Genomic DNA, 12,097 nt, shown 5'->3' with positions numbered 1-12,097 from the left:
CTGCAAAGTGTTTCTGAATCAGTGGTTTCTACTGCCTCAGTAATTTCTATTTGGGCACTAATGAGCGAGGTGTTAAGAATGTCTCGCTGCTCACTKTTTAATGATGAAATGGAATCAATAAAATTCTGGAAGAGTTCAGATTGCATATCACTCCCCTACCACGTTGATTTTATAGGAGTTTAGCTGATTCAACCATTAACGGTAACTTAGCCGTCTCCACGGCTTAAGGCGCTTGTTATTGGTTCTGGCCCTTCAGGTTTATTTGCCGCCCGGCAGCTGGATGGGTTGCGGTGTTATCATGGTGAAGGGGTATGCAAAAAAAGCAGTGGTTACCCACTATCAGGTAGGAAAGTGCTAATTCATGATCTGTCCGCCGGTGATCTGTCCGGGAAGCATCACCGTAGTTGTGCCAAAATTGCTTCAGGTCAGAAATTATCTTCGTTATACAGTCCAGCCAGATGTGCCTATGAACCCTGCCTTCAATGTATTTATGAAGGGGGTTCACGGTTGGATTGGAAGTTATGTTCAGATCAGCCCCCGGGAGGAAGTTGGAATCGTTATCTGCCATCGCAGTCTACATTGAGCCATTTTACTGAAATGGGAATGCCTGATCATCCGATTGATGGATTGGGCATGAACTGCACTGCCCAGCCGCCACCACCAGAACCCTGTAAGAAGATAGTGACCGATGGGCGGTCTCTGGTTAATTATTACCAAAATTATGCCAGAACACTGCCATCTGAGCGTATGATGATAGGGAAGGTGGTTTCAGCCTCGCTAAAGGGTTCTGTCTGGCAAGATGGGCTTTTTTGGGATGTAAAAATTCAGGGTCAGGAAAAGAAGGAGTGGTGTGTTGAAAGTGAGAATCTGCTGTTGGCGATCGGGCGAACGCAGCCAAACTGGCTGAATATTCCTGGCGAGAAGCAGAACCCCTATGTATCCCACTGGACTCATGATGCATGTCGGTCAATGGCCTGTCTTCAGGCTGGAGGAAGCATATTGGTTGTTGGTGATGGATTTTCAGCCTGTGACACGATTTGGGAAGCATGGCAAAAAGGATTGACAGTAACTCATCTCCTGCCTTCATGGGTAAGGGATGAGGCGGTACGGGTGGGGAAAGCGGGAGGGAGTGGGCGCCATGGTTTAATTCAGCATTTGAATTATCGGCAATCAGAACGCCACTATAAAGTGGCAAGGGCTATGGCGTTTCCGGAAGAGTGTGCGGCTTTTTATAGGCAGGGTGTAGATTGCCGATTGGTTCGCATTATCAATGGCAGAGAGTGTTTTATAGAAAAGCATAAGGATGGCAAAGTTGTGCAGCATGACAAAATAATGTTTGATCACATAGCGTTGCTGACAGGAGCAAAAGCGGACTATTCTTTTTTACCTGATGCAATTAAATCCAGTTTGTTTTGTAGTAATGGGGCGCTGGATGTGTGTCCGGAAACAATGGAGTCAAGAAGTTGCAGAAATCTATTTTTACTTGGATTCTGTGCTGGTGAGGCATTTCTGCGTCATACATTTGGTCATGCGATATCGGCTGTAGAAACTATCAGGGGTCGGGAGAGGGTTCGACAGATGGGTGACTGTCGGAGAAACCGGATTGAGAGTATGGAGTGTGGTTAGCCTAGTTTCTTGTGCGTATTGAAGGCTTGATCTTCAATGGATTAATAATGGTTAATGCCCTTAATTATATACGGGCATTTTTTTTGTGCGACAAAACCAGTATCATTACGCACTGCCGCTTATGTGGGTAAGTAAAAAGCGACGGCGGTTTATTGATTGGGGGGAGTCGGCAGTTAGTTTGCTGAATGCCCTGTGGCAGAAAATAAGCGACTACAAAGAGCGTCTGTTGCAGGTAAATCTGTTATCCTTTCTTGGTATATTTTGTACAGACTTGTGACAGCAAGTGTGACAAACGGATTGTGATAGAAGGTATCCCACCAATAATAAAGCTTGAGGTTCAAGGGTAAACCTTAGGGCATCATGCTGGCTATCATACCCATGAACAACAAGAAGTCATTGGGCGTTGAGCCCGGATGGGGAGAGTAGGTTAATGAGTGACAACGGCGTAAACAAAGGCCGGCGCCGCTTTCTCGTGGCCGCGACTTCGGCGGTGGGGGCTGCCGGGGCTGTGGGAGTCGCCACGCCTTTTCTGAAGTCGTGGAACCCGAGTGCAAAAGCGAAGGCTGCGGGTGCTCCTGTTAAAGTCAATATAAGCAAGCTGGAACAGGGGCAGCAGGTGGTTTACGAATGGCGGGGCAAGCCGGTATTCGTAGTGCGCCGCACCAAGGCCATGCTTGATGAGCTTCCGACTCAGGACGACCGCCTGCGAGATCCAAATTCAGAAAACTCCGAGCAACCGGAGTATGCCACCAATCCTTACCGTTCAAGAAGCGAAGAGTTTCTGGTTTTGGTAGGGCTTTGTACCCATCTCGGGTGTTCTCCAAAATACATGCCGGAAGTTAAACCCATGGAGTTTGACTCGAACTGGGTGGGCGGTTATTTCTGCCCCTGTCACGGTTCCCGGTTTGACCTTGCGGGCCGCGTCTATAAAGGCGTACCAGCCCCAACCAATCTGGTCGTTCCGCCATACACCTTTGAAGGCGACGATATTTTGATTATCGGTCAAGATGAGGAGAATGCGTGATGGCCAATAAGTTTATGGATTGGGTCGATGCCCGACTCCCCGTCACGCAGGCGTGGGAAAAGCATCTCAGTAAATATTATGCACCCAAAAATTTCAATTTCTGGTACTTCTTTGGTTCCCTCGCGCTGCTAGTGCTGGTGAACCAGATTCTAACCGGCATCTGGCTCACCATGAGTTATGTGCCCAGTGCTGAAGCAGCCTTTGCTTCCGTTGAATACATCATGCGTGATGTGGAATATGGCTGGCTGATTCGCTATATGCACTCCACCGGTGCGTCCATGTTCTTTGTGGTGATTTACTGCCACATGTTCCGTGGTCTTCTTTATGGCTCTTATAAGGCGCCACGGGAATTGATCTGGATCTTCGGCATGGGTATCTACCTTGCGCTGATGGGCGAAGCGTTTATGGGTTACCTGCTGCCATGGGGACAAGTTTCCTACTGGGGAGCACAGGTCATCATCTCGCTGTTTGGTGCGATTCCGGTGATTGGTGCTGACCTGCAGCAATTCATTCGTGGTGACTACCTGATTTCTGGTATTACCTTGAATCGCTTCTTTGCCCTCCATGTTATTGCACTGCCTTTAGTAATTCTCGGTCTGGTTGTGCTGCACATTCTGGCACTTCATGAAGTGGGCTCTAATAACCCTGACGGTATTGATATCAAAAAAACCAAGGGCGCGGATGGCATTCCTCTGGATGGCATTGCATTCCACCCTTATTACACCGTTAAAGATATTGTCGGTGTGGTGGTATTCCTGTTCGTTTTCTGCGGAATTATTTTCTACTTCCCGGAAATGGGCGGTTACTTCCTGGAACACGCCAACTTTGAGCCGGCTAATAGCCTGAAAACACCAGAGCATATTGCTCCTGTTTGGTACTTTGGTGCTTTCTACGCCATGTTGCGAGCCATCACGTTTGATATCGGGTTTATTGAGGCTAAGTTGGGTGGCGTTATCACCATGGGTGCTGCGATTGCCATTCTGTTTGTGCTGCCATGGCTCGACCGCAGTCCGGTTAGATCCTGGCGTTACAAAGGCATGATCAGCAAAGTGGGTCTTGTGGTGTTTGCCTTTGTTTTCATGTTGTTGACCTGGTTGGGTACACAGCCGGCCACTGAGCTCTACACGCTGATTGCCCAGATTTGTACGCTGATTTACTTTGCGTTCTTCCTGTTGATGCCTTTCTACACTCGGTGGGAGAAAACAAAACCTGTACCGGAGAGGGTGACCGGCTAATGAAAAGAATAATACTGACCAATAAGGTTGCGTCTACGTTGCTGTTCTTGGGCTCGGTGCTGTTTTCATCGCTGGCAGCGGCTGCCGGTGGAGGATACCCTCTTGATTCAGCGAATATCGACCCAACGGACACTGCATCTCTGCAACGGGGTGCCAAGTATTACCAGAACTACTGCGCTGGCTGTCACGCCACACAGTACCAGCGTTATGAACGTGTAGCGGATGATCTTGGCATTCCTCATGATTTAATGATGGAAAATCTGGTCTTTGATAAGCGTGCGAAAATCGGTGATCTCATGTTTAACAGCATGGACCCAAAAGAAGCCAAAACCTGGTTTGGTGCAACGCCGCCGGACCTGACGCTGGTTTCCCGGGTAAAAGGTGGTCCTGACTGGATTTACACATACCTCAGAACCTTCTACGAAGACCCAAGTCGCCCTTATGGTGTGAACAACAAAGTCTTCCCGGATGTGGGTATGCCCCATGTTCTGTTGGAACTGCAGGGTATTCAGATCGATACCTGTGGTGATAGTGATCCTAATGCCCGTGACCCACTTACCGGTGAGAAGCTTTGTGGCTTAACCGTAGACCCTGAAAGGAAAGGCAGCATGGCACCTGCTGAATACGATCAGATGGCCTACGACTTGAGTAATTTCCTGGCTTACTCAGCAGAGCCAATGCAGCAACAGCGTAAGAGTCTGGGAATTTATGTGTTCCTGTTCCTTGCGGTGTTCCTGGTATTTGCTTACCTGCTCAAGCGTGAGTTCTGGAAGGACGTTCACTGACGTTTTCCTGCATGACGTAAAATAAAAAGCCCGGCTACGATGCTGGGCTTTTTATTTATGTTGCTTAACCTATGGCTGACAATTTTAAGTAATTAAAATATTTTATTCATGAGATAACCATCTAGTGCAAGGAAGCGTTAATACCCATACCGTTCGCACTGAGCGGAGTCGAAGTGTGGTGCTTTGATCCTTCGACTCCGCTCAGGATGAACGGGGATGTATGTCTTATAACGCTTGGCTGCACTAGCCTGTGTCGCCTGTTGACCTATCTTTCTATCTCTTTAATACAACTAGTGTAGGGACGCGCTAATACCCATACCGCTTACACTGTGCGGCGGTGTATGTCTGATGGCGCTTGGCTGCACTAGGTATCACTGCCAGAGTGAGATATTACAATGAAGTGTGTGCTGGATAGGCTTGAGGTTCGAGATCATTGGTGTTTCAGGGTTAGCAAGATAAACCGGGGCGAGTCAAGGTGTGTTGAGCCAGAAGGGGCAGCTTATGTCCTTTTGGAGAATGGTTCTGTTGAAATGGACGAAATGGTACTGAGGTCTGTGAATGCGTGCGTGTCGACCAGTCAACCATTCCGGGTCAATGGGAATGAATGCCTGCCTGCCTGCCTGATTGAAGTGCCGGGCTTTTGGTATCATTAAACAAGAGTTTACCGGAAGCAGGTATTGGAGGCGGGGTCTTTGTCGTATATCAATGGAGGAACAAATGATACGGCTTTACCTCCGAACCGTTTGGGTGGTCCGGTCGTTAATTATGTTCATTTTCCAGCAGGAATGTATCAGACGCTACATACTCACCCTAGGAGCCTGTCGGACTTAGAACAACTTTTGAGTATAATACCCGCAAGATCGTAAAAGACAGCCAGCCAATGAACAAATGGACTTTCAGACCCATTGACCGAGACATCCCTGACTTTTTTCCTGCCACTGTTCAGGATTATCTGCCAGAGGTGCATCTTGCTCGCTTTGTTGTAGAGGTGGTTGAGCAGCTAGACCTCACACCTTTGATCAGCGCCTATAAAGGAAGGGGTTCTAAAGCCTGGCATCCATCCCTCATGCTGTCGTTATTGTTCTATGGATATGCAACAGGTGTCTTCTCCAGTCGCAAACTGGAGAAAGCAACTTATGACTCCATCGCCTTTCGATATATCTGCGCCAACGAGCATCCGGATCACGACAGTATCAACACCTTTCGCCAGCGCTTCCGTAAAGAAATCAGTGAACTTTTTGTTCAGATATTGTTGATTGCGCAACAGGCAGAATGGTTGAAGCTGGGAACCATCAGCCTCGATGGAACCAAGATGAAGGCCAATGCCAGCAAACACAAGGCGCTCAGTTACAAGCACGCATGCAGGCTCGAAAAGCAGCTCAAGGCCGAAGTTGAAGAGCTCCTCAAGATGGCTGAAAAAGCAGATACTGAAAAATTGCCAGACGAATTATCCATTCCTGATGAGCTGAAACGCAGGGAAGATCGCCTCAAGGTGATTGCCGATGCCAAGGCAGAAATTGAGAGACGAGCTGAAGAGCGCTATCAGCAAGAACTGGCAGAATATCAGGAAAAAGTTGCCCGTCGTGATGCGATCAGAGATACGGAAAAAAAGCCACGGGGCAAAGAACCGAAAGCCCCTACGCCGGGTCCCAGGGACAAAGATCAAGTCAACCTGACAGATCCGGAGTCTCGCATAATGCCAACGTCTGCTAACGGTTTTGTACAGGCTTATAATGCGCAGGCCGCAGTAGATAACGACAGTGGTCTTATTGTTGAAAATCATATTACTCAGGCGACCAATGACAAACAACAGGTAGCGCCTGCCCTCGAAGAACTGGCCTCTCGTGCAGAGCAGATTGGCAAGCCCAGCGCGATTCTTGCCGACACGGGCTACTTCAGTCAGGGCAATGTGTCTGCTGTGGATAAGTTTGGAGCTATCCCTTACATTGCAGAAAAGAAGGATGCCCATAACAAACCTTTACTGGAGCGCTTTAAGCCCGATGAGCCGATGCCCGCAGGCGATGATGTTACCGCACTGGAGTTGATGCGTTGGCGATTGCAAACCAGGGAAGGACGGGCGGTGTATGCATTGAGAAAAAGCACCATTGAGCCAACGTTTGGGATACAGAAGGAAGTGATGGGATACCGTCAATTTCTGGTCCGTGGTCTTGAAGCAGTGTCTGCTGAATGGGATCTTCTGTGCATGGGTTTTAACCTGAAGCGGATGTTTACGCTGATGCTGAAAGATCTTCAGGAAAGTATCATTTTTATGCAGTTTATTTCAGCTTACAGGTTATTTGTCGCATGCATTTGGATATTTGGGCAAAAGAGACTGACGACATAAACAGCACTTCCAGACTGGATTCTGTGATTTTTGACTTTATTGCGGCCCATCTCCGGTTTTTACTTTCAAGTCCGACAGCCTCCTAGCCAGCGGATAGGCATGGTGCTCGGAGGAAAAGGCAAGATTGAGCTGAACCATAACCAGTATCACTATCTGAATGAAGGTGAGGTGTTTTCAATGGATCGTAATGAGTTGCACAATTTTATCTGTGAAGATAATAGCGATGTGACCCTTTTTGTCTGGGCTCCGGACAGTGGTTCAGGGCCGACAGATGAGGTGAACCCGCTTCAGGCCAGGACGTATATCGGACAAACTCGCCCTGGAAAGAATGCCTGAAGGAAGGAGGGGGTTTAAATATCCAGCTTGAATGATCTGGTTGTAATCTTTTTGTATTGCTAATATGCCTTTTTCAGAACTTGATGATAAACCATGGCTAAATCACTTCGAGACCAGCTTATGAAAGCAGGGCTGGCAACCAAGCAGCAAGCGTTGCAGGCAAAAACCAGTAATAAGAAGAATAAGAAGCAGGCGAAGAAAAGCGGTGAAATGACCGAACAGGAAAAACGCCGTATTGAGCTGGAGCAGGAAAAACAAGCGAAGATTGAAAAAGATCGAGAGCTGAACCGTAAGTTGGAAGATGAGCGTCAGCGTAAAGCGGTTGAGGCACAGGTTAAGCAGCTGATTGAGGCTAATGCGCTGTCCAGAGATCGTGGAGAGTCAGAATACAAATTTGTCTATGAGGGTAAGATTAAGAAGATCTATGTCACCAGCGAGCAGCAAATAAAGCTGGAGCGTGGCTTGTTAGCACTTGCTATGGTTGGTGAGGATTTTCTGGTGATTCCTGCGCCGGTTGCTTCAAAGGTTGCTGAGCGCAAGCCAGAAGCTATTGTCATGCAGAATGACAAGTCCACAGATCTGACAGAAGATGAGGAAGATTGGTACGCCGATTATCAGATTCCCGATGATCTGATGTGGTGACAGGGCTTGAGTAACGGGGGATGACCCCCGTTTAATGGTATTACTCAACCGTCGCCAGTGCTTCAATTTCAACTTTCACGTCTTTTGGCAGGCGAGATACTTCAACCAGGCTGCGAGCAGGGAAAGGGACTTTAAAGTACTGCTTGTAGACTTCGTTAATGTTACTGAACTCTTCCATGTCGCGAACGAATACGGTGACTTTTTTTACTTTACTCATTTTGCTGCCAGCTGCTTCCAGTACAGCTTTCAGGTTCTTCAGGCATTGATGAGCCTGCTCTTTGACGTCTTCAGAAACTTCACCGGTTTCAGGATTGATAGGCAGCTGGCCGGATGTACATACCAGATTACCAAAGCGCATGCCTTGTGAGTATGGGCCAATAGCTGGAGGTGCATCGGGAGTTTCGATTACTTTTTCCATGAGGTTAATCCATCTGGCTGATTGAAAGGGGCAAGGATTTTAGAGCCCTGAAGTGAGTTTGTCTCGAATGGAGATCAGTGAATCCTTATATTTTGGTACAAATACTTAATATGTCAGTATTTAAGTAATGATAATGGCGGAATACCCCTTTAGGGTGATGGGAGCTTTAAATCCTGTGTTGTGTTCATTTCCAGAAAGTCCTTTATGTCTCTATATTCCTTGGAAACGCCAGAGTCAGCGAGGTTACCAAAATCCAAGGTCCAGTGATTGTTTTATCTGAGTCTACAGCTTGAGCGCCACGGATAAGAAAGGCCAGACTTTCTCTATCAGGAGATTGGTTTTTTTCAATGATGTAAGACGCACCAATGAGTTCTTCAGGCATACCTTTCAGAAGCGGGTTTAGTGGTATGTCGCTTAAGCTTTTGTTTTGTGGATTGTTAAGTTCTTCGTTGTATACACGTTGCTGGTCATCTGAGCGTTCGCTGAGTCCATCTTTTGGATATGCAATCAATAGTCGAACATTATCACCAGCCTTAGCCAGGTTTCTTAAAGTGGTTGCTCGTTCAGTAATGGTGTTTTTACGTTTTGGGTCATCTCTCATATTATCCCCCATAAGGCTATCGGAAGGAGTGGCAGCCTCTTCTGTGCAGAGGGGGGTGGCAGGATATTTAGTGTGAATGATAACGGTGGTTTGGATGTCCCGATCTTCAAGAAGTAGCTTGTGAAGTGCCTGTTCAAAAATGGTTTGAATGCCAACGGCGATAGGGCGAACTTCTGTATCATCCTTTATAAGTTTAACGGTCTTATTACCAAATAAGGCATGAAGGTTGGTGTGTATTTCTTCTAGAATTTTTAAGTTTTGTTGCTCTGTTACTGCCCCGGGATTATATGCTTGAGCCATCTTTTCAGTCTGGTTTTTTAGAGGGGGGGGTAAATTGAATTCATATCAGTGCTCCTTTGGGTAACCGTGCAGCCATTCAAGCTAATCAAAGTGAACGCCAGTATGAGAAAGCGGTTCCATTGCAAGCGGGGTTGTATTGATGGCATGCCGGATCATTTTTCTTAATCAGGAAGCTGAATATAGATTACTTGGACGACTTATCCAGTTTTGAGCGGAGTGGCAGGCTTTTCACTTGGGTGGCGTTGAGTAATGCATTTACCAAATCTCCCCGATATTTTTTTCGATTCAACAGTAGCCAGAATTGTCTTTTGATGGTTTTGGATTGAAAGGACAGTGGTACAAATTCACCCTGATCCAGCTCTTTGGCAATGCTGAGCTCCGACAGGCAGCTGATGCCAGCCCCTGCACTAACCATGTGTTTAATGGCTTCCGTTTGGTTAAGCTCCATTTTGATGTGCGGCTGTCGTAAATGCTGCCCAATATGTTTGTCGAATATAAAACGGGTGCCAGAACCCTGTTCCCGGAGAATCCAGTGTGCTTGCTCCAGATCTTTTAAGGTAACAGTTGGTTTGTTGGCCAGCGGGTGCTCTGACGAGCAGAACAGCGTTAACTGGTCCTCTCTCCATGGAATGGCTTCAATTCCCGGGTGTTGGCAAGGGCCTTCAACGTAACCGATATCGAGCTCCATTGAAGCAATGCGTTCGATGATGGTGGTGGTGTTGTGGATATCCAGTTCAACATCCACCTCTGGGTGGTTTGTTTTGAAGCGGATTAGTTGCTGCGGCAATAAATAGTTACCTATGGTGGTGCTGGCACCAATGGTCAGTTTTCCGGAAAGGCTATTTTTGGCGCTGAACAGGTGAGTGATTTCGTTGGTTCGATCCAGTAATTCGCAGGCAAGGGGGAGTAATTTTTTTCCTTGCACGTTGATTAGCAATCGGTTGCCTGATCGGTCAAATAACAGGCAATTAAGATGCTTTTCCAGCTCAGAAAGCGCCATGCTGGTAGCAGGCTGTGACAGGTGGAGTTGTTTTGCAGCCAGTTGTACCTGCCCAAGAGTAGCGATGGATCTAAATACCTGAAGTTGTCTCAATGTGACGTGCATGGCGTGTCCAGAGGTGAGCTACAGCTGTGTAAGTATAAGTAATTCTGAATCAATTTATAGATATGTTTTATTATTCTTATTTACTTTTGGGTAATAACCTTATTCCAACTATTGTTTGGAGGTGCTCAAGTGTCTGTTGTTAATCAGTCTGCAGATGGTCTTATCATGCCTGAAGGTAGTTTTAGTGCGCGTCTTAGAAAAGTGCCTACGCCGCTGGGTGGTCTTGCTCTTGCCATTGCCAGTCTTGGGGCATTGTGGGCTTTTGTCCTTCCGGATTTTGGTTATTTATTGAAGTTGCCTTCGGCGATTATTGCCGGATTGATGGTGCTGGCAGTGGTTCTGAAGTTTGTCAGTAATCCCGATCTTTTTCGTGATGACCTCTCTCATCCAGTGTTGAGTAGTGTTTTACCGACCTGTGCCATGGCCACAATGATGGTTGCTCAGGCGCTGTTGTCCCACATGCCGGCTTTCGCCAAAGCACTGTGGTTGGTGGCTGTGTTTGCCCATATACTGTTGTTCATTGGTTTTGTGCTGCAACGAGTGAAAGACTTTCAGTTGCAACATATGGTGCCCAGCTGGTTTGTTCCGCCAGTGGGTATTATCGTTGCGGCAGTCAGCAGTACGGGTATGGGGTATGAAACTCTGGTCTCTGTATTGTTTACCTTTGGCCTTACCTGTTATTTCATTAAATTGCCTGTGATGTTCTATCGCCTGATTTTCAAAGAAGCCATTCCGGACGCGGCGTTGCCGACATTTGCCATTATGGCAGCCCCTGCCAGTCTTTCTCTGGCGGGTTATCTCACTATTTCTGACCGTCCCAGTTATCTGTTAATTGCAATATTGCTGCCATTGGCTATTTTTATGACTGGCCTTGTTTATATTGCGTTTATTCGTTTATTGCGCCTTCCTTTCTCACCGGGGTATGCTTCTTTCACATTCCCGATGGTAATTGGTTCCACTGCGCTTTATAAGTCTGCGGATCTACTGGGTAAACAGGGCTACCAAAAGCTTTGTGATATTATTAATCAATTGGCCGGTTTTGAGTTGTTAATTGCAACGGTGATTGTTGTCTACGTTGCCATGCGCTATCTCTGGTTTTACTTTTCACCTCGTCATGCCTGAATTTCTGGCTTGAGCTGAGAGCAGTAGTACCGGTCTGGGGTCTGTGGATGCAGGCTCTACCAGGCCATATAAGGAACGGTACAGGAAATGTCTTTCACGCAGCCTGCAACAGGCCTTGCCACACCAATGTTGATTTTCTGCGGACTGTTTTTTTTGTCCGCAATTTCTGGCATTTTTCTGAAAAAGCTCCGCTTTCCATACACCATCGGATTGGTAATTATCGGTATGGGGCTGGGTATTGCGGCAGAATCATTTGATCTACTGGCGCCAATTCGTGGCTTGTCTCTGACTCATGATCTGATCATGTATGTTCTACTCCCTATTCTGGTCTTTGAGGCCGCCATTAATATTAAGCTGCCGGCGCTGGTTAAAGAGTTGGTACCTGTCTTGATACTGGCTATTCCCGGGGTGGTGCTTTCTACCGTAATTGTAGGGTATATCGTTGGTGAGTTTACGCCCATCACTCTGGCGGGGGCTCTGCTCTTTGGTGCGCTGATTTCTGCTACAGACCCAGTGGCGGTGATTGCCTTGTTTAAAGAGGTAAATGCACCGGAGAGAC

The 12,097-nt window shown here is 47.2% G+C and carries 11 protein-coding genes and 1 pseudogene; 9 read left to right on the top strand and 3 right to left on the bottom strand.

The window, feature by feature from the left end; all coding sequences use genetic code 11:
* The first annotated feature begins 579 nt into the window (after nt 1-579).
* The 7 genes and pseudogenes from AKL11_RS15445 to AKL11_RS15415 all read left to right on the top strand — a co-directional run bounded on the left by AKL11_RS15445 (nt 580) and on the right by AKL11_RS15415 (nt 7,992).
* On the top strand, nt 580-1,626 hold the full coding sequence (locus AKL11_RS15445) for an FAD-dependent oxidoreductase (RefSeq protein ID WP_157673593.1): 1,047 nt from the start codon (nt 580-582) through the stop codon (nt 1,624-1,626).
* A gap of 430 nt (nt 1,627-2,056) precedes the next feature.
* Nucleotides 2,057-2,650 carry a ubiquinol-cytochrome c reductase iron-sulfur subunit gene (gene petA / locus AKL11_RS15440; protein ID WP_067519030.1) on the top strand — a complete coding sequence of 198 codons (594 nt, stop codon included), beginning with the start codon at nt 2,057-2,059 and terminating at the stop codon, nt 2,648-2,650.
* The gene (locus tag AKL11_RS15435) at nt 2,650-3,885 is read left to right on the top strand and encodes a cytochrome b (protein WP_067519028.1); all 1,236 of its coding nucleotides are present in this window, start codon (nt 2,650-2,652) and stop codon (nt 3,883-3,885) included. Before petA ends, AKL11_RS15435 begins: the two co-directional genes overlap by 1 nt.
* Nucleotides 3,885-4,670, top strand: a complete 786-nt coding sequence (locus AKL11_RS15430; RefSeq protein WP_067519026.1) for a cytochrome c1 — start codon at nt 3,885-3,887, stop codon at nt 4,668-4,670. Before AKL11_RS15435 ends, AKL11_RS15430 begins: the two co-directional genes overlap by 1 nt.
* An 880-nt stretch (nt 4,671-5,550) precedes the next feature.
* Nucleotides 5,551-6,906: pseudogene (locus tag AKL11_RS15425) on the top strand (IS1182 family transposase); the annotation flags it as partial.
* A 207-nt stretch (nt 6,907-7,113) separates the two neighbouring features.
* Nucleotides 7,114-7,350, top strand: coding sequence for a cupin domain-containing protein (locus tag AKL11_RS15420; RefSeq protein ID WP_067519025.1), 237 nt, complete (start codon nt 7,114-7,116; stop codon nt 7,348-7,350).
* A 93-nt stretch (nt 7,351-7,443) separates the two neighbouring features.
* Nucleotides 7,444-7,992 (top strand): DUF2058 domain-containing protein, encoded by a 549-nt coding sequence (locus AKL11_RS15415; RefSeq protein WP_067519023.1) that lies wholly within the window; start codon nt 7,444-7,446, stop codon nt 7,990-7,992.
* A 40-nt stretch (nt 7,993-8,032) separates the two neighbouring features.
* Here the strand turns inward: AKL11_RS15415 and AKL11_RS15410 are convergent, their stop codons facing one another.
* From AKL11_RS15410 to AKL11_RS15400, 3 genes are all read right to left on the bottom strand, one after another.
* Nucleotides 8,033-8,410, bottom strand: coding sequence for a RidA family protein (locus tag AKL11_RS15410; protein ID WP_067519020.1), 378 nt, complete (start codon nt 8,408-8,410; stop codon nt 8,033-8,035).
* A 202-nt stretch (nt 8,411-8,612) separates the two neighbouring features.
* The gene (locus tag AKL11_RS15405; RefSeq protein ID WP_067519018.1) at nt 8,613-9,311 is read right to left on the bottom strand and encodes a hypothetical protein; all 699 of its coding nucleotides are present in this window, start codon (nt 9,309-9,311) and stop codon (nt 8,613-8,615) included.
* A 184-nt stretch (nt 9,312-9,495) separates the two neighbouring features.
* Complete coding sequence (locus AKL11_RS15400) at nt 9,496-10,416, bottom strand: LysR substrate-binding domain-containing protein (protein WP_067519016.1); 921 nt, start codon at nt 10,414-10,416, stop codon at nt 9,496-9,498.
* 129 nt (nt 10,417-10,545) lie between these two features.
* Between AKL11_RS15400 and AKL11_RS15395 the strand changes: the two genes are divergently transcribed.
* Nucleotides 10,546-11,538, top strand: coding sequence for a TDT family transporter (locus tag AKL11_RS15395; protein WP_216636431.1), 993 nt, complete (start codon nt 10,546-10,548; stop codon nt 11,536-11,538).
* A gap of 87 nt (nt 11,539-11,625) precedes the next feature.
* Nucleotides 11,626-12,097: cation:proton antiporter domain-containing protein (locus tag AKL11_RS15390; RefSeq protein WP_172807301.1), on the top strand; the 472-nt coding region annotated here is incomplete at its 3' end.

Origin of the sequence: Endozoicomonas ascidiicola, from assembly GCF_001646945.1 — a bacterium.
In the GTDB taxonomy this organism is placed as follows: domain Bacteria; phylum Pseudomonadota; class Gammaproteobacteria; order Pseudomonadales; family Endozoicomonadaceae; genus Endozoicomonas; species Endozoicomonas ascidiicola.
Note: the sequence above shows the minus strand (reverse complement) of the source record. Positions and strands in the feature narration are given on the sequence as shown.